This window comes from Mesorhizobium sp. LEGMi-168a (assembly GCF_058312955.1).
The window spans coordinates 83,723-104,451 of sequence record NZ_JBZEGV010000020.1 but is presented as its reverse complement, the minus strand read 5'-3'; the positions used below and the strand labels follow the sequence as shown (position 1 = coordinate 104,451).

19 protein-coding genes are annotated in these 20,729 nt (G+C 63.8%); 6 read left to right on the top strand and 13 right to left on the bottom strand.

Annotated elements, in window-relative coordinates:
- Positions 1-84: 84 nt before the first annotated feature.
- Both AC4FWB_RS23505 and AC4FWB_RS23500 read right to left on the bottom strand, forming a co-directional pair.
- A complete protein-coding gene (locus AC4FWB_RS23505) occupies positions 85-507 on the bottom strand; it encodes a hypothetical protein (RefSeq protein ID WP_491028615.1) in 423 nt (140 codons plus the stop codon).
- Positions 508-586: 79 nt separating this feature from the next.
- Positions 587-1,882 carry a lipopolysaccharide biosynthesis protein gene (locus AC4FWB_RS23500; protein WP_491028614.1) on the bottom strand — a complete coding sequence of 432 codons (1,296 nt, stop codon included), beginning with the start codon at positions 1,880-1,882 and terminating at the stop codon, positions 587-589.
- 199 nt (positions 1,883-2,081) lie between these two features.
- Between AC4FWB_RS23500 and AC4FWB_RS23495 the strand changes: the two genes are divergently transcribed.
- The 4 genes from AC4FWB_RS23495 (at position 2,082) to AC4FWB_RS23480 (ending at position 8,251) form a co-directional block, all read left to right on the top strand.
- Positions 2,082-4,391: a GumC family protein gene (locus tag AC4FWB_RS23495; RefSeq protein WP_491028613.1), complete on the top strand. Its 2,310-nt coding sequence runs from the start codon at positions 2,082-2,084 to the stop codon at positions 4,389-4,391.
- A 200-nt stretch (positions 4,392-4,591) separates the two neighbouring features.
- Positions 4,592-5,491 carry a bifunctional methylenetetrahydrofolate dehydrogenase/methenyltetrahydrofolate cyclohydrolase FolD gene (gene folD / locus AC4FWB_RS23490; RefSeq protein WP_491028635.1) on the top strand — a complete coding sequence of 300 codons (900 nt, stop codon included), beginning with the start codon at positions 4,592-4,594 and terminating at the stop codon, positions 5,489-5,491.
- Positions 5,492-5,543: 52 nt separating this feature from the next.
- Positions 5,544-6,506: a GlxA family transcriptional regulator gene (locus AC4FWB_RS23485; protein WP_491028612.1), complete on the top strand. Its 963-nt coding sequence runs from the start codon at positions 5,544-5,546 to the stop codon at positions 6,504-6,506.
- A gap of 86 nt (positions 6,507-6,592) precedes the next feature.
- Positions 6,593-8,251: a vWA domain-containing protein gene (locus AC4FWB_RS23480; RefSeq protein ID WP_491028611.1), complete on the top strand. Its 1,659-nt coding sequence runs from the start codon at positions 6,593-6,595 to the stop codon at positions 8,249-8,251.
- Positions 8,252-8,356: 105 nt separating this feature from the next.
- Here the strand turns inward: AC4FWB_RS23480 and AC4FWB_RS23475 are convergent, their stop codons facing one another.
- The 5 genes from AC4FWB_RS23475 to zwf all read right to left on the bottom strand — a co-directional run bounded on the left by AC4FWB_RS23475 (position 8,357) and on the right by zwf (position 13,080).
- The gene (locus AC4FWB_RS23475) at positions 8,357-8,638 is read right to left on the bottom strand and encodes a helix-turn-helix domain-containing protein (RefSeq protein WP_491028610.1); all 282 of its coding nucleotides are present in this window, start codon (positions 8,636-8,638) and stop codon (positions 8,357-8,359) included.
- Positions 8,635-8,964 (bottom strand): type II toxin-antitoxin system RelE/ParE family toxin, encoded by a 330-nt coding sequence (locus tag AC4FWB_RS23470; protein ID WP_491028609.1) that lies wholly within the window; start codon positions 8,962-8,964, stop codon positions 8,635-8,637. Before AC4FWB_RS23470 ends, AC4FWB_RS23475 begins: the two co-directional genes overlap by 4 nt.
- Positions 8,965-9,024: 60 nt before the next feature.
- Positions 9,025-10,848: a phosphogluconate dehydratase gene (edd, locus tag AC4FWB_RS23465; protein ID WP_491028608.1), complete on the bottom strand. Its 1,824-nt coding sequence runs from the start codon at positions 10,846-10,848 to the stop codon at positions 9,025-9,027.
- A 64-nt stretch (positions 10,849-10,912) separates the two neighbouring features.
- A complete protein-coding gene (pgl, locus tag AC4FWB_RS23460) occupies positions 10,913-11,629 on the bottom strand; it encodes a 6-phosphogluconolactonase (protein WP_491028607.1) in 717 nt (238 codons plus the stop codon).
- Positions 11,611-13,080 carry a glucose-6-phosphate dehydrogenase gene (gene zwf / locus AC4FWB_RS23455; protein WP_491028606.1) on the bottom strand — a complete coding sequence of 490 codons (1,470 nt, stop codon included), beginning with the start codon at positions 13,078-13,080 and terminating at the stop codon, positions 11,611-11,613. Before zwf ends, pgl begins: the two co-directional genes overlap by 19 nt.
- A gap of 461 nt (positions 13,081-13,541) precedes the next feature.
- Here zwf and AC4FWB_RS23450 point away from each other — a divergent pair, with 461 nt between their 5' ends.
- Positions 13,542-14,288, top strand: coding sequence for an SDR family oxidoreductase (locus AC4FWB_RS23450; RefSeq protein ID WP_491028634.1), 747 nt, complete (start codon positions 13,542-13,544; stop codon positions 14,286-14,288).
- Between the two features lie 173 nt (positions 14,289-14,461).
- Here the strand turns inward: AC4FWB_RS23450 and AC4FWB_RS23445 are convergent, their stop codons facing one another.
- From AC4FWB_RS23445 to AC4FWB_RS23430, 4 genes are all read right to left on the bottom strand, one after another.
- Positions 14,462-15,355 carry an SH3 domain-containing protein gene (locus AC4FWB_RS23445; RefSeq protein WP_491028605.1) on the bottom strand — a complete coding sequence of 298 codons (894 nt, stop codon included), beginning with the start codon at positions 15,353-15,355 and terminating at the stop codon, positions 14,462-14,464.
- 259 nt (positions 15,356-15,614) lie between these two features.
- Positions 15,615-16,901 (bottom strand): NAD(P)/FAD-dependent oxidoreductase, encoded by a 1,287-nt coding sequence (locus AC4FWB_RS23440; protein WP_491028604.1) that lies wholly within the window; start codon positions 16,899-16,901, stop codon positions 15,615-15,617.
- 46 nt (positions 16,902-16,947) lie between these two features.
- On the bottom strand, positions 16,948-17,316 hold the full coding sequence (locus AC4FWB_RS23435) for a four helix bundle protein (RefSeq protein ID WP_491028603.1): 369 nt from the start codon (positions 17,314-17,316) through the stop codon (positions 16,948-16,950).
- A 51-nt stretch (positions 17,317-17,367) separates the two neighbouring features.
- The gene (locus tag AC4FWB_RS23430) at positions 17,368-18,804 is read right to left on the bottom strand and encodes a glutamine synthetase family protein (RefSeq protein ID WP_491028602.1); all 1,437 of its coding nucleotides are present in this window, start codon (positions 18,802-18,804) and stop codon (positions 17,368-17,370) included.
- A gap of 169 nt (positions 18,805-18,973) precedes the next feature.
- Here AC4FWB_RS23430 and AC4FWB_RS23425 point away from each other — a divergent pair, with 169 nt between their 5' ends.
- A complete protein-coding gene (locus AC4FWB_RS23425; RefSeq protein ID WP_491028601.1) occupies positions 18,974-19,687 on the top strand; it encodes an HAD family hydrolase in 714 nt (237 codons plus the stop codon).
- A 71-nt stretch (positions 19,688-19,758) separates the two neighbouring features.
- Here the strand turns inward: AC4FWB_RS23425 and AC4FWB_RS23420 are convergent, their stop codons facing one another.
- The gene (locus AC4FWB_RS23420) at positions 19,759-20,211 is read right to left on the bottom strand and encodes a response regulator (RefSeq protein WP_491028600.1); all 453 of its coding nucleotides are present in this window, start codon (positions 20,209-20,211) and stop codon (positions 19,759-19,761) included.
- Positions 20,212-20,434: 223 nt separating this feature from the next.
- Entirely contained in the window at positions 20,435-20,677 is a 243-nt protein-coding gene (locus AC4FWB_RS23415) for an SMc00767 family acetate metabolism repressor (protein ID WP_491028599.1), read from the bottom strand.
- Between the last annotated feature and the right edge of the window lie 52 nt (positions 20,678-20,729).

Sequence of the window (20,729 nt, the reverse complement as noted above, 5' to 3'; positions counted from 1 at the left end):
TGGGATAACGACATGCATAAAAAGAAAGACTTAAAGCGCGTCACCTGAATCCGTTTCAGCGCGACGCGCTTTAGTGGATCGAGTCTAACGCTTGGTTCCCGCGTTTGGCGGCGGCAAGGCTTTGAAAGCGGCATAAGTCAGGTACAGTCCAAGGACCAGCGTAATCGCGGCATAGATGTAGAAAAGGTTTTCGAAATGGAACATCGCGAAATAGGTCGCCAGTGCTTCCGATGAAAGGAAGAGCAGGAGCAAGCCACGGATCAGGATTGTCCACCCGATGAGGGTGACGACGACAGGCAGGATTCCGCCTGCCCACACGTTGTGCCCGAGCACCATGGCGAGACCCGCAATCGATGCAATCATGCCGATAAACAGGACAAGCGGTGGGTCCTGAATGAGCCTGGGCACGGTCGCGACAAACGACTGTTTGTGCATGAGCATGAATAGCGCGCTGAGAATAAAGAACAGGCCAATTAGTCTGCCGAGAAAAATCGTACGAGGTAGCATGGTTGCCTCCCGAACTCACACAGAGCCGTGCGGCGGCTATCTTACACCTCGGCTGGGCTCAAGTGTCTGATTTTCACCACTAGATTGCCTTGGCCGGCCGTCGCATCGCCGAGTAGGTCAGTAGCATCGAGGCGAGATAGAGCAGCAGGAAGACGATGTTGAGCGACAGCACCAGGTTGGGCGTGTCGGGGATCGTCGTCAGCACATAGGTGAGCAGCACTGCCTTGAGGCCGGCGAGCAGGCCGAGATTGATCGCCCGCACCGCGGTCTGGCCGCGCGCGAACAGCAGCTCGGCCTGGTATTCGACGAGATTGCGCAGGCCCGGCACGCAGACTGCAAGCGCCACCAAGGGTGCTGCCTCGGCGACATTCCTGCCGAGCGCATTGGGGAAGAAATGCAGCACGACGCCGAGCGACAAGAGCGCCAGCGTCGAGACCAGGAACACGCCGCCTTCGATGCCGCTCTTGACCGCCAACCGCGACAGGAGTTCGGGCGCGCGCATCATGCGCTGCACCAGCATCATCGAGAAGGTGCGGATCGGGATTGCCGTGAGGTCCACCAGCCGCATGATGATGGCGTAGATGCCGGCGAGGTGCGGTCCGCCGATCGACAGCACTAGCAGCTTGTCGAACTCCATCTGCAAATAGAACAGCACCTCGGCCCCCGCGACATAGAGGGAATCGGCGAGTCGTCTGAAGTAAAGCTCCGTGCGCAGCCTGAGCCGCTGGCGCGGGTAGAAGAAGGCGAAAGCGACGAATAGAGAGGCGGCATTGGCGCCGATGTAGAACCATGACCAGACGCCGATGGTACGTTGCGCGGCGAGCATGAATAGCACCGCGCCGACTGCCCTGAGCGCCGTCGCCAGGATTGCCAGCACCGCGGCGCGGCCGAACTTGCCGAGGCCGTTGTTGACGATGAGCACCACCTCGACCGCTCGCCACAAAAGCGCTTCGGCAAAGACGACCGCGGCGAAGACCGACAGCGGCACCGTGCCGGCGAAGAAGATCAGGTAGACGCCATAAGAAGCGGCGGCGAGGACCGGCAGCGAGGCCACACCGAGCAGCAGGAAGCCGGCGGTGAAAGTGCCGATCAGATTCCGGCGAATCGTCGCCGTGCGGTAGAGCGCCGAGATGAAGCCGAAGGCGAGGATGCGCGACAACATCACACCTGCCGCCGACGCCGTGGCGAACATGCCGAACTCGGCGATGGACAGCGTGTTGGCCAAGGCCACGAAATAGGCGAGCGAGAACACCAGCCGCCCGCCGGCGCCGCTGACCGCCGACAAATAGTCGAAAACCAGCTTCCGGCGCGCGGCCACAAAGTGGCCGATCCGCGCGAGCGTCCGCCTTTGCGGTATGTCGCTGGTCTGGGTCATAGATTGGCCAAAGCATAGGCCAGAAAGCTTAACGTGCCGTTCTGGCGGCGCCCCGGCGGCCTGGGAAAGGCTGCAACCGAGGCGAGAAACTATGTTTCCCTGGCTCCAAAATTAACCTTTTATTTTCCATGCCTGTTTAGCGTGACTTAACGATTGGCCGACCGCCGCTCCCAAGCCGCCAGAGAGTAAGTTCCAGGACATGGTCGACAGGGATAACCGTGACGATTGGAGACGCGAGCGCTCTTTGCTTGCGCTCGGCCAGGCCGTACGCGGCGAGGACAGCCCGGACGCATCGCTGGTTTCCATCGGCGACAAGGCCAACCCTTCCTGGCGGGAGGATGCCGCGGCGCGCCACCGCGCCGCGCGCTTCGAGCGCGAAGGGCGGTCGAGCCCGCAGCCCGCGAACACCGACGAACCCGGCCAACCTCAGGTCGATCCGATTTCGGAAACGATCCGGGCCGAGGACGGCTGGGCCGAGCGAGAAGTCTATCCGCAAATCGGACAGCGCGAAGAGAACCGCCCCCCGGACAATTCCTCTCCGGCCACGTTCGAACCGCGCTATGCGCAACCTCGCTACGCAAGCCGGCCGCCGGCCGGCACCGACGCACAGGAATGGAAACCGCTGATCGACCCGATGCAGGTCGTTCGCGGCATCACGCGCTCCAAGGCGCTGATCCTGTCGACAACAATCCTGGGGGCCGCGCTCGGCATCGCAATCGCGCTGTCGACGCCGAAGAAATACGAGGCCACCACCGAGGTCATCGTCGACCCGCGCGACCTCAAGCTCACCGATCGCGACCTGACGCAGAATGTGATCGCCTCGGATGCGACGCTCGCCATCGTCGAGAACCAGGTCCGCATCCTCACCTCGGGCACGGTCCTCAATAAGGTCGTCACAGACCTCAACCTCACCAATGACCCTGAATTCAACGGCAAGGGAACGGGCGGTATCGGTCTGATGTCGATGCTCCGCTCGATCCTGTCGCGGCAGGATGCGCAGGGCCCTGCCGACGAGGCGCGCCGGCGCGCGCTGGCGGTCGGCAATCTGGCGGAGAGCCTGGACGTCGAGCGCGGCGGCAAGACTTTCGTCGTCTCGATTACCGCCACGACCCAGAATCCCGACAAGTCGGCCTTGATCGCCAACACCATGAGGACGGCGTTCCAGCAGATCTCCAGCGAACTCCAGTCCAACACGGCGGGCCGCGCAAATGACGAGCTCACGGCCAGGCTCGACGAGTTGCGCAAGGGTGTCGAGGCGGCCGAGCGCAAGGTGGAGGATTTCAGGGCCACGCATGACCTTGTCGACGCCCAGGGTCATCTGATCAGCGACGACCAGATGCTGAAGCTCAACGAGCAGCTCTCCGTCGCCCGCGCCCGCACGCTGGAGCTCAACGCCCGCGCCGCCTCGGCGCGCGCGTTGAACGTCAACTCGGTTCTCAACGGTACTTTGCCGGAAGAGATCAACTCCAACACGATGGGTGAGCTGCGCTCGCAATATGCGGCGCTGAAACAGGAAGCCGATCGTGCCGCCATCAAGTTCGGGCCGCGGCATCCGGAGCTGCAGGCGCTCAACGCCCAGCTTGCCGGTGCGCGCGAACGCATCGGCGCCGAATTGCAGCGCATCGCGTCCTCGCTGCAGGTCGATCTGAAGCGCTCCGTGCAGCTCGAGCAGGACCTTGCCTCGCGTCTGGCGCAGGCCAAGGTGCAGAGCGGCGACGTCAACAACGATCTGGTTTCGCTGCGTGAGTTCGAGCGCGAGGCGGCCGCCAAGCGCTCGGTCTACGAGCAGTTCCTGCTGCGCGCCAAGGAGACCGGCGAGCAGAAGGACATCAACACCGCCAACATCAGCTTGATCTCGGAGGCCTATGCGCCGCTCGAGGCCAAGGGGCCGTCGCGCGCCGTCAAGGCGCTGGCCGGCCTGCTTGCCGGCTTCTTCGTCGGTATCGGCCTCGGCGCGCTGCGCGGCATCTATGCCAGCCTGCGCGAGACGGCGGACACCCGCTCACGCCGCAAACCCGAAGAGCGTGCCCCGGCTTTCGAGGACAAGGCATATCGGGCCGCGCCGCCGAGCCCTCCGCCACCCCCGCTCGCGCCAGCTGCACCGCTCGCGCCATCGCTTGCCCCGGCCAAGGATACCGGCCGGACGGGCTTCTTCGGATCGCTGGCTTCGCTGCGCAACTTCATGCTGCGCCGGTCGGACGACCTAAACGATGCCGACTTGGGCCAATTTGCAGTCACCCGGGACTCGCCGAGATCGGAGCGTGGCTTCGAGTCGCCGCCTGTGCAAACCCGCGCCTATAGTCCGGGCTACCCGCAGCCCGCGGAACCATCCGACGACGCCTACGCCTCGTCGGCGGCACCTTCCCATCCGCAACCGCCGGTCGCCGAGGCGCGCCAGTCCTCGGTCGATCAGCAGAGCCAGGTCGACGAGCTCCGCGCCAGCCTGCGCGAGTTCCGCGAGGCGGTGCGCGACCTGACCGAAAGCCGCACGCGCCGCCGCTATTTCTAAAGGGCGCAGCCTCCGATAAAAGCAGCCGGTTTCGGGTTTACGGCATCCGACGACGTTTTGACGGGATTGCGTGGTCGAATTTTCGTGAAAATGCCGCGCTGCATTCGACCGTCCGCGCTCGGCGCCTGGCGGATCGCGATGCTGGATTGAGGATCAGGCTGCGTGCGAGCGCGGCCGTGGAACAGTGTTGAAGGTGAATGATGGCCGAAGTGATCGACGGAAAGAAAGTCGCCGAAGACGTGGTTAAAAAGGTCAAGGCGCTGACCGCCGAGCTGTCGGCCAGGGGCGCGACCCGGCCTGGCTTGGCCGTGGTGATCGTCGGCGAGGATCCGGCGAGCCAGGTCTACGTCGGCTCGAAATCGCGCACGGCCAAGGAATGCGGCTTCCATTCGCTCCAGCACACGCTGCCGGCCGAGACCACCGAGGCGGAGCTGCTGAAGATCATCGGCGACCTCAACGCCGATCCGTCGGTCCATGGCATCCTCGTGCAGCTGCCGCTGCCTGGCCACATCGACGCCGGCAAGGTCATCCAGACGATCGCGCCGGAGAAGGATGTCGACGGCTTCCACTTCATCAATGTCGGCAAGCTCGGCACCGGCGAGCTCGACACGGCGTTCGTGCCCTGCACACCCGCAGGCTCGATGCTGTTGATCGAGCGCGTGCGCGGCAGGGATCTGTCCGGCCTCAACGCCGTCGTCGTCGGCCGCTCCAACATCGTCGGCAAGCCGATGGCCAACCTGCTGCTCGCCGCCAACTGCACGGTCACTATCGCGCACAGCCGCACCAAGGACCTGCCGGCACTGGCCCGCACCGCCGATATCCTGGTCGCCGCCGTCGGCCGCCCGGAAATGGTCAAGGGCGACTGGGTGAAGCCCGGCGCCACTGTCATCGATGTCGGCATCAACCGCATTCCCGCTCCGGAAAAGGGTGAGGGCAAGTCACGGCTGGTCGGCGACGTCGCCTATGCCGAAGCAGCCAAGGCCGCCGGCGCCATCACGCCCGTGCCCGGCGGCGTCGGGCCGATGACCATTGCCATGCTGATGGCCAACACTGTAGCTTCCGCCTACCTCGCGGCCGGATTGAAGCGGCCGACCTTCTGATCAGAAAGCCTTAGCGTTGCCGAACGTATCTGCTTCCGTTGAACGGCCGGTCATGAACGATCCCGTTCAAGGGGGGAGGCAGTTCGGCTTCCTGCTGGTCGACAAGTTCTCGATGTTCTCGCTTGCCGCGGCGATCGACTGTTTCCGTTCGGCGAACCGTCTGCTTGGCCGCGATTACTACGGTTGGACGACGATTTCGGCCGACGGCGACGCGGTCATGGCCTCCAACGGCCTGCCGCTCAAGATCGACTATTCCGTCGCCGATATGCCGCCGGTCGACATCCTGTTCGTGTCGGTCGGGCTCACCACCGAATTTCCGGGCAAGAGCAAGGTGCTGGCGGCGCTGCGCAGCTGGGGCCGGCGCGGCAATGCGCTCGGCGCGCTGTCGGTCGGCTCTTACCTGCTCGCCGAGGCCGGACAGCTCGACGGCTACCGCTGCACCATCCACTGGGAAAACCGCGCCGGCTTCATGGAGCGCTTCCCCGACATCAACTGCACCGGCAACGTCTTCGAGATCGACCGCAAGCGTTACACTTGCGCCGGCGGCACCACCTCGATCGACTTGATGCTGGAGATCGTGCGCGGCGATTTCGGCTCGAACCTCGCCAATGGCGTCGCCAACCAGTTCCAGCACGAGCGCATCCGCTCGGCCGGCGACCGCCAGCGTGTCGGCCCCGAGCGCGATCTCACCGGCAAGTCGGAGAAGCTTCGGCGCATCGTCGAGCTGATGGCCGACCATCTCGACGAGCCGCTGTCGGCGGTGCAGCTTGCCAAGTCGGCGGGCCTGTCGGTGCGCCAGGTCGAGCGCCTGTTCCTGCGCCATCTCAGTGTCACGCCCGGCCGCTACTACATGCGGCTCAGGCTCGAGCGGGCGCGCGAATTGCTGCGCCAGACCAACATGCCGATCCTCGACGTGGCGATCGCCACCGGCTTCACCTCGCACTCCTATTTCGCGCAGAGCTACCGGCTGCAGTTCGGCCGCCCGCCGTCGGAGGAGCGCCGCACCACCTACTGAGTGACTTTGCTGCATCGGGCTTGTCTCCAAAGGCCGCCTCAAATAGCTTTCCCGACGCGGACAGGGGGCTCACTCAGGAGATTTTCATGGCGGGACTGGCACGGAGCGTCGCTGCGGCGATCCTCCTTTTGTCGATGACCACCTTTGGCTTTGCCGCCAACAAGGTCATCATCGTTCTCGATGCATCGGGCTCCATGTGGGCCCAGATCGACGGCAAGCCGAAACTGGAGATCGCGCGCGAATCGCTGCGCACGGTGCTGCAGTCGGTGCCGGCCGACGACGAGATCGGCTTCATGGCCTATGGCCATCGCCAGAAGGGCAGCTGCGAGGACATCGAGCTGATCGTGCCGCCGCAAGCGGGTTCGGCAAGCGCGATCTCGGCCGCCGCCGACAGCATGAAATTCCTCGGCAAGACGCCGCTGACGGCTGCGGTCAAGCAGGCGGCGGAAGCGCTCAAATACACCGAGGACAAAGCCACCGTCGTCCTCATCACCGACGGGCTCGAGACCTGTGGCGGCGATCCGTGCGCGCTCGGCAAAGAGCTGAAGGAAACCGGCGTCGACTTCACCGCCGACGTGGTCGGCTTCGGCCTGACCGCCGACGAAGGCAAGCAGATCGCCTGCCTCGCCGAGAACACCGGCGGCAAGTACATCCAGGCCTCTGACGAGAAGGCGCTGCAGCAAGCGCTGGTCGAGACTGTCGCTGCGCCGGCTCCCGCGCCTGAGCCTGCTCCGGCCCCCGCGCCGGCGCCCGAACCCGCCAAGCCTGAATTCAATTTCATGCCGAGCGTGGTCATGGCCGAGGGCGGCGATCCGATCACCGACGGCAACGCCTGGGAGATTTACAAAGCCGCGGCCGACGGCACGCGCGGCGATCAGGTCATGACCGAGTATGGCGAGTTGAAGACCAACCTCGAGCCGGGCGACTATATCGTCGTCGGGCGCGATGACGAGGCAAGGAGCGAGCAGAAGATCAAAGTCGAGGCCGGACAGACCTACAAGCCGCTGTTCACGTTGAACGGAGGCACGATGATCATCCATCCGCATGCGAGCCAGGGCTCCGAGATCAGCAGCGAGGCGCGTGTCGACTTCGCTTATCCAGGCGGCACCACCACCCACTATGGCGATGCCAAGGCCACCGTGCCGGCGGGCGAGCAGAAGGTGACGGTGCAGATCGGCGCCGGCACCGCAACCGAGACCGTCCAGCTTGCCGCCGGGCAGACCGTCGAGAAGGACATGGTCGTCGGCGTCGGCCATGCGGTGCTCAACGCCTTCTACACCGCCGGCGGTGACAAGGCCGACAATTCCGGCATCGGCTTCGAGATCGTCAAGGCCAAGAAGAAGATTGATGGCTCGCGCGAGAGCGTCGAGCACTCCTATGGTCCCGACAGCAAGTTCTGGCTGCCGCCGGACGACTATGTCGCGCTCACCACGCTCGATCTCGCCGTTGTCGAGCAGCCCTTCAGCATCAAGGCGGGCGACAACCAGGACGTGAAGGTGGCGCTCGACGCCGGCGTGCTGGCGATGTCTGCGCCCGGCGCCTATTCGATCGAGGTGTTCTCATCGAAAAAGGACATCGAGGGCAAGCGCAAGTCGCTTGGCCTGAGCTATGGCGACAGCTGGCAGCAGACGATCCCCGCCGGCGACTATGTCGTCGTGCGCCACGCCTCCGACCAGGGCCAGGACAAGGAGATGCCGGTGACCATCAAGGCCGGCGAGCGGTCTGAGATCACCGTGCCGCAATGACCGCAATTTGACCCGGCGTCCCAGTCCGTTTTGCTTGGGCATTCCGCGAATATTGGCGTCGCGGAATGCCCCTCTTGACAATGCTGCGCAACTCGGCTGCGCGGATCAAGCAGCATCCAAGACGCGCATTTCGACATGCAACCCGGCCGCGACCACCATGTTGACGAGGGTGTCGAGGGCGAACAGGTTGATCTTTCCGCGCAGGAGATCGGACACGCGCGGCTGCGTTACGCCAAGCCGGCGCGCAGCTTCGGCCTGCGTCCAGCCCTTTGCTCGGATATGCCGTTCCAGCGCCATCATAAGCGTGGAGCGGAGTTTCATGTTCTCTGCTTCGGCGGGAACGTCTTCGATGGCGTCCCACACGCTTGCAAAAGTTTCGCTGCTCATTGGCCTAGCTCCTTCATGAGATCGCCGTAGCGCTTCGCAGCCAAATCCAAATCTGTTTTGCTGGTCTTCTGCGTCTTCTTCTGGAAGCAATGCAGCACATAGATCGCGTCGGCAAATTTGGCGATGTAGATCACCCGAAACGCGCCGGCCTCGTCCCTAATTCTGATTTCCAGTACGCCCTTGCCGACTGTCGTCATAGGCTTCCAGTCGGTCGGAGTTTGCTCGTTCTGTACCTTGTCGAGCTGATAGCCTGCCTCACGCCGTGCCGAGTCCGGAAAGGCGCGCAGATCACTGAGGGCGCTGCCCCGGAACTTAAGCATTTTCACGCTGACGCCTATACAAAATTTTGTATGTCGGCGCAAGTTCTCTTTCCCCAAGACGAGAGGTCAGGCGTTTGCGAAGGCGGCGGCGCCGTGGTCGGCGCGGCCGACCAGTTGCCGGAACCCGGCGAACAGCTCGCGGCCGAAGCCGAACTCGTTGCCGATGAGATCGGCGTCGGCCGTGCGGCGCAGCGCGAATTCCGTCCCCGGCACCAGCACTTCCAGCGTGCCCGCATCGGCGTCGAGGCGGATGATGTCGCCGTCATGGATCCTGGCGATCGGCCCGTCCTCGACCGCTTCCGGCGTCACATGGATCGCCGCCGGCACCTTGCCGGAGGCGCCGGACATGCGTCCGTCGGTGACCAGCGCGACGCGCTGGCCGCGGTCCTGCAGGATGCCGAGCACGGTGGTCAGCTTGTGCAGCTCCGGCATGCCGTTGGCCTTCGGTCCCTGGAAGCGGATCACGGCAACGAAGTCACCGGTGAGCGTGCCGGCCTTGAAGGCATCGTTCAGCCCTTGCTGGCTGTCGAACACTTTTGCCGGCGCCTCGATGATGCGCCGCTCGGGCTTGACGGCCGAGGTCTTGATCACGGCATGGCCGAGATTGCCGGCAAGCACTTTCAGGCCGCCGGTCGGCTGGAACGCCTTCTTGAACGGCGCCAGCACCTTCTCGTCGCCGCTCTTCAGCGGCGCCGCTTCACGCACCACGCTGCCGTCGGCGCCGAGCTTTGCCTCGACTACATAGGGCCGCAGGCCTTCGCCCCACACCGTCTGCACGTCCTCATGCAAGATGCCCTCGTCGAGCAGCTCGCGGATCAGGAAGCCGAGCCCGCCCGCGGCATGGAAATGGTTCACGTCGGCGAGGCCGTTCGGATAGACGCGCGCCAGCAGCGGCACGGCTTCCGAGAGGTCGGAAATGTCCTGCCAGGTGAGCGAAATGCCGGCCGCGGCGGCCATCGCGATCAAATGGATGGTGTGGTTGGTCGAGCCGCCGGTCGCGTGCAGGCCGACCACGCCGTTGACGATCGAGCGCTCGTCGATCATGCGCCCGACCGGCGTATAGGCGTTGCCGAGCGCGGTGATCGCCAGCGCGCGCTTGGCCGCTTCCCTGGTCAGCGCGTCGCGCAGCGGCGTGCCGGGATTGACGAAGGAGGCGCCGGGCGTATGCAGGCCCATGATCTCCATCAGCATCTGGTTGGAATTGGCGGTGCCGTAGAAGGTGCAGGTGCCTGGCCCGTGATAGGATTTGGATTCCGCCTCCAACAGCTCGGCGCGGCCGGCCTTGCCCTCGGCATAGAGCTGGCGGACCTTGGCCTTCTCGTCGTTCGGCAGGCCTGACGTCATCGGTCCGGCCGGGATGAACACCGCCGGCAGGTGCCCGAAGGTGAGCGCTGCGATCACCAGCCCCGGCACGATCTTGTCGCAGACGCCGAGAAAGACCGCGGCGTCGAACATGTTGTGCGACAGGCCGATCGCCGCCGCCATGGCGATCACGTCGCGCGAGAACAGCGACAGTTCCATGCCCGGCTGCCCTTGCGTGACGCCATCGCACATCGCCGGCACGCCGCCAGCGACCTGGGCGATGCCGCCGGCCTCGCGCGCGGCTTCCTTGATCAGCGCCGGAAACGTCTCGAACGGCTGATGCGCCGACAGCATGTCGTTGTAGGAGGTGATGATGCCGAGGTTCGGCACGCGGTCGCCGCCGAGCGCGACCTTCTCCGACGGGCTGCAGACGGCAAAGCCGTGCGCGAGGTTGCCGCAGGAGAGCACCGCGCGGTTGGCGGCGCGGCCGGATGCCTCCGCGATGCGGCCGAGATAGGCTTCGCGGCCGGCTTTCGAGCGTTGGCGGATGCGTTCCGTGATGGCTTCGATGTCGCGTCTGGCTGTCATGGTCGGTCCTTTCGAGCCCCGGAAAACGTCCTCCCTTAGCCTCCGGGGCTGTTCTCATCTGAAATCAGGGTGCCCAGAACACCTCTACCGGTATCGGCGCGGCTTCGAGCACTTTGCGGATGGGCTTTTTCACGCCCGCTCCCATCGCGCCGTCAAAGGCGGTGCGCTTGTCCTCGCCTTCGATGTGGAGCGCGATGAAGCCGGCGGCAACGATCCGCGCCATCGACAGCGTCAGCCGCGGCTCGCCGGCGCTTTGCGCATGCACCGGCAGCACGATCCGCTGCGAGGACGGGTCGAGCAATTCAGCGAGATTGTCGGCATCGGGAAAGAAGGAGGCCGTGTGGCCGTCGGCGCCCATGCCGAGAACGACGACGTCGAGCGGCCATGCCAGGGACTGCAAGGCCTCGCTGTCCGAAGCCGCCGCGGCCTCGATGCTGGCCGCCTCATGGTAGAGCGGCACGAAGCGCGCTGCCGCCGCCTTGTTCTGGAACAGGTTGGCCGCCACCAGCCCGGCATTCGAGCGCGGCGAGGTGGGCGGCACGAAACGCTCGTCGACCAGCGTCACCGTGACCTTGTCCCAGGCGATCGGTATCAAGGAGAGCGCGGCGAAGAATTTTGCCGGCGTCGTGCCGCCGGATACGGCGAGCAGCGCCGTGCCGCGCTCGGCAATCCCCCTGGTCAACCGCGCGGCGACGTTGCCGGCAAGGGCTGCCGCCAGCTGCTGGCGGTCGGCAAAGCCGTTCCAGGCGTAGGCGGCCCCGCTCAATTGCTCTCGTGCCATGTCCGTCCGTCACGTTCGATGAGGGCGATGGAAGCCGACGGCCCCCAGGTGCCGGCCGTATAGCCCTGCGCTTCCTGCCTGGCGCTTTCCCAGGCGTTCTGGATCGGGTCGATCCATTTCCAGGCCGCCTCGACCTCGTCGCGGCGCATGAACAGCGTCTGGTTGCCGCGCACCACATCCATGATCAGCCGTTCATAGGCGTCCGGCGCCCGGCCTTGGAACGACTGCGCGAAGCTCATGTCGAGCGAAATCTGGCGCAGGCGCATACCGCCCGGCCCCGGATCCTTGATCATGATGAACTGCTTGACGCCCTCGTCCGGCTGCAGGCGGATGACGAGCTGGTTGGCGAAGATCGGCCCCGCGCTATCGCCGAAGATCGAATAGGGGATCGGCTTGAACTCGATGACGATCTCCGAGACGCGCGTCGCCAGCCGCTTGCCGGTCCTCAGATAGAAGGGAACGCCCGCCCAGCGCCAGTTGCCGATCTCGGCCTTGATGGCGACGAAGGTCTCGGTGTCGCTGCTCTTGCCCAACTCGTCGACATAGCCTTTGACGGCTCCGCCGGCCGAGGCGCCGGCGCGATACTGGCCGCGCACGGTGTGCTTGGGCGCCCCGTTGCCGTTGATGCGCTTCAATGCCCTCAGCACCTTCAGCTTCTCGTCGCGCACGGCATCCGCGTCCATCGACGATGGCGTTTCCATGGCAACCAGGCAAAGCAGTTGCAGGATGTGGTTCTGCACCATGTCGCGCAGCGCGCCTGCCTTGTCGTAGTAGGTGACGCGGTCCTCGAGACCCACGGTCTCGGCTACCGTGATCTGCACATGATCGATATGGGCGGAGTTCCACAGCGGCTCGTAGAGCGCATTGGCAAAGCGCAGCGCCATCAGGTTCTGCACCGTTTCCTTGCCGAGATAGTGATCGATGCGGAAGATCTGGCTTTCGTGGAAATCATCGCCCACCGCGTCGTTGAGCGCCCGCGCCGAGGCGAGATCCCGCCCGATCGGCTTCTCCAGCACGATGCGCGAGTTCGGCGTGATCAGCTTGTGCTCTTTGAGCTGGTGCGAGATGTCGCCGAACAGCGCCGGCGCCACCGCGAGGTAGAAGGCGCGGATGCGGTCGCTGTCGCCGACCGCCTTCTTGAGCTTGTCGAAGCCGGCGCCCGTGGTCGCGTCGGCCGAGATATAGGAAAGCCTGGCCAGGAAGCTCTCCAGCTCCTTGGCGTCGACATCGGCCGGCTTCACATGCTGGGATATCGCCTTCTTGGCGAAGGCCTGGAATTCGGCATCGGTCATCTTCGCGCGCGACGTCCCGATGATGCGCGTCGGCTCGGAGAACTGGTGACCGCACTGGCGATAGTAGAGCGAGGGCAGGAGCTTGCGTTCCGACAGGTCGCCGGTGCCGCCGAAGATGATGAAGTCGAAGGGGTCGACGGGGATGATCTGGCTGGTCATGGTCAGTCCGGTTTGATGCCGCTCGCCGGTAGCGGGGCTGATATATTCTAATCGATTTAAATCGTCCAGTGCCTTGGTGTCGCATCAAGGGCCAATCGCGGGGATTGATTGGGTCTAGACGTGCCCCTGATACTGGCGCTACCGGAAGGCTTGTCGGCAAGCGATGTCTTCCGCCAGCGTTCGCGCCTGCAACATAGAACGTGAATGTGACGAAAGCCAATGCATGTCGCCCAAAAGTGCGCAGCGGTTTTGGGAGAACGGCATGCATCAAAACAAAGCATGTCGCCCAAAAGTGCGCAGCGGTTTTGGGAGAACGGCATGCGTCGAAACAGAGACTTAAAGCGTCGTCTGAATCCGTTTCGGCGCGACGTGTTTCAAGGGAGAAATCGCAGGTGCGCCATCTGTCGCGCTGCGCAACTGTCGATGCGAATTGCGGATGATCTAGAATGAGCGGGAAAACCATGCGTCTGGAAAACAAGGTTGCCATCATCACCGGCGCGGCGTCGGGTTTCGGCGAGGGCATGGCGAAGCGCTTCGCCGAAGAGGGCGCGCGCGTCGTCGTCGCCGACCTCAACGCCAAGGGCGCCGAGCGCGTCGCGCAAGAAATCGGCGACAGCGCGATCTGGACCCAGACCGACGTGTCGCAGCGCTCCGAATTCGACGAGATGGTCTATGCCGCCAAGAGCACCTTCGGCCGCGTCGACATCATGGTCAACAACGCGGGCTATACGCACCGCAACGGCGACCTGCTCGGGGTCGACGAGGAAACCTTCGACCTGATCACCGCCATCAACATGAAGGCGATCTATCATGCCGCCCTTGCCGTGGTGCCGATAATGGATCGGCAGGGCGGCGGCGTCATTCTGACCACGGCCTCGACGGCAGGGCTTCGCCCAAGGCCGGGCCTCACCTGGTACAATGCCTCCAAGGGCTGGGCGATCACCGCCACCAAGTCGATGGCGGTCGAGCTCGCGCCGAAGAACATCCGCGTCAATTGCCTCTGCCCGGTCGCCGGCGAAACCGGTATGCTGGAGAAGTTCATGGGCGCCGACACGCCGGAGATCCGCGAAAAATTCCGCGCATCGATCCCGCTCGGCCGGCTCTCGACGCCGCTCGACATCGCCAATGCGGCGCTCTGGCTGGCGTCGGACGAGGCGGCCTTCATCACCGGCGTGGCGCTGGAGGTCGATGGCGGGCGCTGCATCTGAGCGGCGCTCCAGCGCGAAGCGATTTGGCGGCTGACGGCACTTAAAGCGCGTCGCGCCTGAAACGGATTCAGGCGGCGGGCTTTAAGTCTTTGTTTTATGCATGTCGTTTCCCAAAACCGGCGCACACTTTTGGGCGACATGCATTGGCGTCCGGGTTCAACCCGGGAAACGGATCAGGCGCCGGTCTTGACGTAGGTCTTATAGACCCAGCCATGCTTGCCGTTATAGACGATCTCGCACCATTTCTTGCAGCTCATCACCTGCACCGATGACTTGGCGGGCACCGTGACGATTGCGGCGGCGCCTTTTTTCGGGCCGCTCCGCATGGTGACTGCCCTCAGGATGCGTCCATTGGCGCCGGCGCTAACCTTCTGAGACTTCGCCTGATCCTGGGCCGCGTCCTCGGTCGCAGCCGTCTGGGCATCAGGAACCTGCGGCTTTGCGTCCGGTATGGCGGCGGTCTGGGCGCCATCCATCTTGGCGTCCGGTTTCTTCGCGTCTGCCGATTGGGCGGCCGGCGCAGGCGCCGCGACCTTCGACAAGGCGGCCGAAGCATCGTTCCCTGACACGGACTCGGCGAAGGCGGCAACGGCCGGCTTGTCGTTCTGCGTTGCCGGCTTCTCAGCGGATGGGCTCGGGGGAGTCTCAGCTGCAGCGGGCGCAGGCTCGCCACTCGTGTCGGTCCAGCGCGGGTTGTTGGATGCCAGCGCCGGGATGACGGCTTCGCGCACGGCGGTGACGGGCGAAACCGCGTCGGCCTTGCGCGCGACCTGCGGAGCGGCGACGGAGACAGCTGCACTCGCCACGGCCGGTGCGACCTTCTTCGTTTTGACCGGGATCGCGGGCACGGTCTGCTCCGCGCTTGCGATCGCCTGCCGTTCATTGGCCGGCAGTGCCAGCCAAAGCGCCACTGCGGCCACGCCAAGCAGCGCCGCGGTGCCGACGGCCGCTATCACCAGATGCGCGTTCGACTGCAGGCCCTGCCAGAACGAGGGCCGCATGTCATAGCCGAACTGCACTGCAAAGCGCCGTCGTTCCGGCGCGCCGAAACTAAAGGGCTCAATCACTTAGACCACCTCCAACAAGTGGGCCGACGTTCTTTCGATCCTGCCGCGGATAGTTCGCGGCGGATCGGCATCGGTCCCGAAATCCAGCGGGCAGGCCCGCGCAAATCCCCGTTTTATCGCCCAGAACCGGCATCTTTTGCCGCTGATTATGGCATCACTGCGCCTTTTTGCGAAATTCTGCGCGTTCGTTAAGGATTCTGCAACGTGCCGCTAGGGAAGCGGACTTGTCGAATCAACAGCTTCTTCGGGATGTCCGGCCTCAGATCCTGTCGCGCAAAGCGAACCAGTTGAGCGCCAGAAACAGCAGCGGCGCGCGAAAACGTCGGCCGCCGGGGAAAGCGGGAATCTTCAGATCCTCGATCAGTTTCAACCGGTCGCGGTTGCCGGCGATCGTCTCGGCATAGAGCTTGCCGAAGAAGTTGGACAGCATGACCCCGTGGCCGGAGTAACCGCCCATCGAAATCACGTTCGGCATCACCTCGCGCACGAAAGGTTTCCTCGGCACGGTGATGCCGACATAGCCGCCCCAGCCATGCGTGATCTCGACATCCTTCAGCGCCGGATAGAGCTCGGCGATCTGCCGGCGGATGTGGATATGGATGTCCTTCGGATCGTTGACGGCATAGACCTCGCGGCCGCCGAACAAAAGCCTGCCATCCTTCGACCTACGGAAGTAGCGCACGACGAAGCGGGAATCGTCCACCGACTCGCCACCCGGCAGCACCTTGGATTCGGCGCCGAGCGGCACGGTCGCGCCGATGAAGGAGCCGATCGGCATGATGTGCGACGCACTCACCCGCTCCAGATTGCCGCCATAGGCATTGACCGCGACAAGGCATTTCTCGGCAGATATCGTGCCCTTCGGGGTGGTGACCCTCACCCTGCCGCCGCTGGAGGCAATGCCGGTCGAGGGCGTCCGCTCGAACAGATGCGCGCCGGCCGCGGCCGCAACTTTTGCCGTGCCGATCACCAGCTTCAGGGGATGGATATGCCCGGTCCCGGTATCGCGCGTGCCGCCGAAGTAGCGCGTCGAACCCAGCCTCTCAGCCGTCTCCTTTGCGTCCATGAAGGAGATGTGCGGATAGCCGAAACGGGTCGCCATGATCTCGGCATGGGCCTTGTAGTCGTCGACATAGCGCTTCTTGTGCGCCACCGAGAGCTGGCCCGGCATGTAGTCGATCTCGATTGCGTTGGCGGCGGCAAATTCCAGCAGATGCGCCTTGGCTTCTTCCGCGAGATCGAACAGCGCCTTGGCTCGCGAGAAGCCGTATTCGGCCTCCAGTTCTTCGGCCCAGGCACGCTGGCCGGTGCCGAACTGGCCGCCATTGCGGCCTGACGCGCCGTCGCCGAAGCGATAGGCTTCGATCAGCACGACATTGGTGCCGGCCTTGGCGAGATGCGCTGCCGCAGAGAGTCCCGTGAAGCCGCCCCCGATGATGACGACGTCGCACTGGCGGTCACCGTCGAGCGCCGGATATTCGGGGCGGGCCCCAGCCGTATCCTCATACCAGGACCGGCCGGGGGAGATGGGGGATTGGTAGGGCATGATCGGAGTAGGGGAGTAGGGGAGTAGGGGAGTAGGGGAGTAGGGGCTAATCGGTCGAAAGCTTGCGGATCAGAAGCCGAAGAAGCTTTCCCACGCTTTCGGTCGCTTCCAACAATGAAACCACCGTCGCTTTCGACGCGATACCGGTACGCTCAGCGATCAGAATTTGAGTTTCTAACTCCTTCAGTGAGCCTTGAGCGATCCGGAGAAATTGCTGATAGGAGCCTCGGATTTCTCTGCCGTAACCTTCAGCTATGTTTGCCGGCATGGAGCTGGCAGAGCGACGCACTTGGCTGGTCAACCCATAGAGTTCCTCCTTGGGCCACGACCTTGTGGCGGCATAGACCGCAACGGCAAGGTCCATAGCTTGCTGCCAAACAACCAAATCCTGGTAGGAGCCTGTTTTCTCAGTCACTCGTCCCCCCGTGCTTTCCCTACTCCCTTATTCCCCTACTCCCCTACTGCCCTAAACATTCAACAACAAATACTCCCGCTCCCATGGGCTGATCACTTCCATGAAGGTCTCGAACTCGGCGCGTTTGATCGCCGCGTATGTGGCGGCGAAGGATTTGCCGAGGATGGCGCATAGCTCCTTGTCGGCCTCGAACAGGTCGACGGCTTCGAGCAGGTTGCGCGGCAGGTCGATCTCGTCCTCGTTGGCGGTGGTGAGCACCGGCGGCGAAGCCTTTTCCTTGTGCACTATCCCGATCAGCCCGCAGGCGAGCGAGGCGGCGAGCGCCAGATACGGGTTGGCATCCGAGGACGGGATGCGGTTTTCGACGCGTCGCGCCGCGGGGTCGGATCGCGGCACGCGGAAGGCCGTCGTGCGGTTGTCGTAACCCCATTTGGTGTTGACCGGCGCCGAGGCCGCCTGCGTCAGCCGGCGGTAGGAATTGACGTAAGGCGCGAACATCACCAGCGCGTTCGGCACATGCTTCTGCATGCCGCCGATGAAATGGAAGAACGCATCCGTCTCGGAGCCGTCCTCGGCCGAAAAGATGTTCCGGCCCGTCTTCTTCTCGATCACCGACTGGTGGATGTGCATGGCCGAACCCGGCTGGCCCTGGATAGGCTTGGCCATGAAGGTGGCGTAGATCTCGTGCTTCAGCGCCGCCTCGCGGATCGTGCGCTTGAACATGAAGACCTGGTCGGCGAGCTCGATCGGATTGCCGTGGCGCAGGTTGATTTCGAGTTGGCCGGCGCCTTCCTCGTGGATCAGCGTGTCGATCTCCAGTCCTTGCCGTTCGGAGAAATGGTAGATGTCGTCGATCAGCTCGTCGAATTCGTTGACGCCGGCGATCGAATAGCCTGCGCCGCCGCCGATCGGCCGCCCCGAGCGCCCGACGGGCGGCGTCAGCGGATAGTCCGGATCGGGGTTCTTGCGCACCAGGTAGAATTCGATCTCGGGCGCCACGACCGGCTTCAGGCCGCGGTCGTCATAGGCGGCCAGCACGCGCTTCAGCACATTGCGCGGCGTGAATTCGACGGAGCGGCCGTCCTGGTGGACGAGATCGCAGATCACTGCCGCCGTCGGGTCTTCTTCCCAGGGCACGACGGTCAGCGTCGACAGATCGGGCAAAAGCTTCAGGTCGCCGTCATCCTCCGGATAGTGGAAGCCATTGCCGTCTTCCGGATAGCCGCCGGAGATCGTCGTCATGAACACCGCCGAAGGCAGCGCCAGCGATGTGTTGGAGGTGAATTTCTTCGACGGCATCATCTTGCCGCGGGCGACGCCGGCCTGGTCCGGGGTGATGCATTCGATATCCTCGATGCCGCGCCATTCCAGCCACGCACTGGCTTCCTTCCAGTTCTTCACGCCGCGTTCATTTTTCAGGAAGGCAGGCGTGCGGGCGCGTCCCCCCCGGTTTGACGGACGGACTTCCTTTTTCTCAGGCGGCATCATTCACCAGATTGTGTTGCGGATTTCGAAGTATAGCCGGGCGCCATGGGGGAAGGGAAGGGGAGGCGCCGGAGGTCGTCGCAGGCGGGCGTCGACGTGGTCGCGCTTCCGTCTTCTCGCTGGCGGCGCAGCGCGACAAAGTCTAGATGAACCTGTTCGCAAAGGTTTGCACATGTCCGCTCCACGTTTGACCACGATCGGCTTCGATGCCGACGACACGCTGTGGCAGAACGAACAGTTCTTCCGCATGACCGAAAAGCATTTTGCCACCTTGCTGGCCGAGCACGGCGATCATGAGCACATCGCGGCGAGACTGCTCGAGGCGGAAAGGCGCAACCTCGCCCTCTATGGCTTCGGCATAAAGGGCTTCACCCTGTCGATGATCGAGACAGCTGTCTCAATCACAAACGGTGAGGTGCCGGGTTCGGTCATCGGCAAAATCCTGGCCGCCGGCCGCGAGATGCTCAGCCACCCGATCGAGCCGCTGCCGCATGCGCGCGAGACGGTCGAAAAGCTGGCGGGCTCCTACCATCTGGTGCTGATCACCAAGGGCGACCTCTTCGATCAGGAGCGCAAGCTTGCGCAGTCGGGAATGGGAGTTCTCTTCGATGCCGTCGAGATCGTCAGCGACAAGAGCGCCGCCACCTATGCCCGCATCTTCAGCCGCCATGGTGACGGTCCGGAACGGAGCATGATGGTCGGCAACTCGCTCAAGTCGGACGTGGTGCCGGCCATCGAGGCCGGCGGCTGGGGCATCCATGTGCCGCATGAATTGACCTGGGCGGTCGAGCATGCCGAGGCGCCTGTTGCCGCGCCGCGTTTCCGACGGATTGCCGACCTTGGCGAGTTGCCGACCTTAGTAGAGACCATCGCAAAGGCCGGCTGAACGCCGGTTCAGAGCAATTACAGGAAAAGTGTGCGACGGATTTCCGTCCAGAATTGCGTGAAAACAAACAGTCAGCCGCGGCCAACCAGGCGATCGATCACAGGTTGCAGTCTTTCAGGCGTGATGGGCTTGGCGACCACCGCGTCGACCACGCTCGACAGGCCGAGGCTGTCCGGCGTGCCATTCCTGGTTGAAAGCAGGATCACCGAGGGCTGCGCCTTGCCGGAAGCGCGCCGCAGCGCGTCGATGCCGGACAACAGCCCGTCGCAATCCTTGTCATCGGGGCCGCCGTCCAGGATGATTGCGCCGGGGATCAGGCCGGCCAAAGCCTTCTCTGCCGTCTCGGGCGACTCGGAAATCGGCTTCAGCCCGGATTTTTCGACGATTTTCGACACCACGACCCGGTTGATCGACGATTTGCCGACCACAAGCACCTTGGAGAAATCCGCCGTCAGCCGGGCAGCCGGGCCGCGGTCCGCCCGTTTGAATGATTGTCGAGGGTCGTCATGATCGGCGGGAGACATGTCGGGCGGGCGCTCTGGTTCAATGCAGGGTTGAAACCTGAGCGCAATTGGCGTGAGATCGCCAGCGGTGTCAAGCAGAAAGAGTGGAAAATGAGAATATAGCAAGAATTGCTAAAATTCGGCGCAAGTTCTCCCCGTCACCGCAAGCCAAAGTCGAAAAAACCGAAAGTCTCCCGAACGTATAGCGCACGGGAGACACTCGCGTAAGATTGTTGACGTTACGTCAACCGTGGGTCTGGTGGGTGACGATCACTGGGATCAAAAGATCACCCCAGTTGCCGTCCCCGCCATGGTGTCTGGCCGAACGCACCAGTTCCACCGACACGCCCGCCTCGACTGCCTTCATCACCGACTGGTTCAGTCTGTGCAGGTCGTTGGCAAGCATGCGGATCGTCGCCTGCTGGTCGACGCTCATCGCGCTAGACTGTTCTTCGGCACGTTCCTTGACGCGGCTTATCGATGCCATTGGTCTTCTCCCTGACGTAATGCCCTTCGGGCGTTTCCTCTCAATCTTGTCT

What these genes read in the sequence shown, in the direction of transcription:
- AC4FWB_RS23505 (WP_491028615.1), bottom strand. Translation starts at nt 507, where the DNA reads ATGCTACCTCGTACGATTTTTCTCGGCAGACTAATTGGCCTGTTCTTT.
- AC4FWB_RS23500 (WP_491028614.1), bottom strand. Translation starts at nt 1,882, where the DNA reads ATGACCCAGACCAGCGACATACCGCAAAGGCGGACGCTCGCGCGGATC.
- AC4FWB_RS23495 (WP_491028613.1), top strand. Translation starts at nt 2,082, where the DNA reads ATGGTCGACAGGGATAACCGTGACGATTGGAGACGCGAGCGCTCTTTG.
- folD (WP_491028635.1), top strand. Translation starts at nt 4,592, where the DNA reads ATGGCCGAAGTGATCGACGGAAAGAAAGTCGCCGAAGACGTGGTTAAA.
- AC4FWB_RS23485 (WP_491028612.1), top strand. Translation starts at nt 5,544, where the DNA reads ATGAACGATCCCGTTCAAGGGGGGAGGCAGTTCGGCTTCCTGCTGGTC.
- AC4FWB_RS23480 (WP_491028611.1), top strand. Translation starts at nt 6,593, where the DNA reads ATGGCGGGACTGGCACGGAGCGTCGCTGCGGCGATCCTCCTTTTGTCG.
- AC4FWB_RS23475 (WP_491028610.1), bottom strand. Translation starts at nt 8,638, where the DNA reads ATGAGCAGCGAAACTTTTGCAAGCGTGTGGGACGCCATCGAAGACGTT.
- edd (WP_491028608.1), bottom strand. Translation starts at nt 10,848, where the DNA reads ATGACAGCCAGACGCGACATCGAAGCCATCACGGAACGCATCCGCCAA.
- pgl (WP_491028607.1), bottom strand. Translation starts at nt 11,629, where the DNA reads ATGGCACGAGAGCAATTGAGCGGGGCCGCCTACGCCTGGAACGGCTTT.
- zwf (WP_491028606.1), bottom strand. Translation starts at nt 13,080, where the DNA reads ATGACCAGCCAGATCATCCCCGTCGACCCCTTCGACTTCATCATCTTC.
- AC4FWB_RS23450 (WP_491028634.1), top strand. Translation starts at nt 13,542, where the DNA reads ATGCGTCTGGAAAACAAGGTTGCCATCATCACCGGCGCGGCGTCGGGT.
- AC4FWB_RS23440 (WP_491028604.1), bottom strand. Translation starts at nt 16,901, where the DNA reads ATGCCCTACCAATCCCCCATCTCCCCCGGCCGGTCCTGGTATGAGGAT.
- AC4FWB_RS23430 (WP_491028602.1), bottom strand. Translation starts at nt 18,804, where the DNA reads ATGATGCCGCCTGAGAAAAAGGAAGTCCGTCCGTCAAACCGGGGGGGA.
- AC4FWB_RS23425 (WP_491028601.1), top strand. Translation starts at nt 18,974, where the DNA reads ATGTCCGCTCCACGTTTGACCACGATCGGCTTCGATGCCGACGACACG.
- AC4FWB_RS23420 (WP_491028600.1), bottom strand. Translation starts at nt 20,211, where the DNA reads ATGTCTCCCGCCGATCATGACGACCCTCGACAATCATTCAAACGGGCG.
- AC4FWB_RS23415 (WP_491028599.1), bottom strand. Translation starts at nt 20,677, where the DNA reads ATGGCATCGATAAGCCGCGTCAAGGAACGTGCCGAAGAACAGTCTAGC.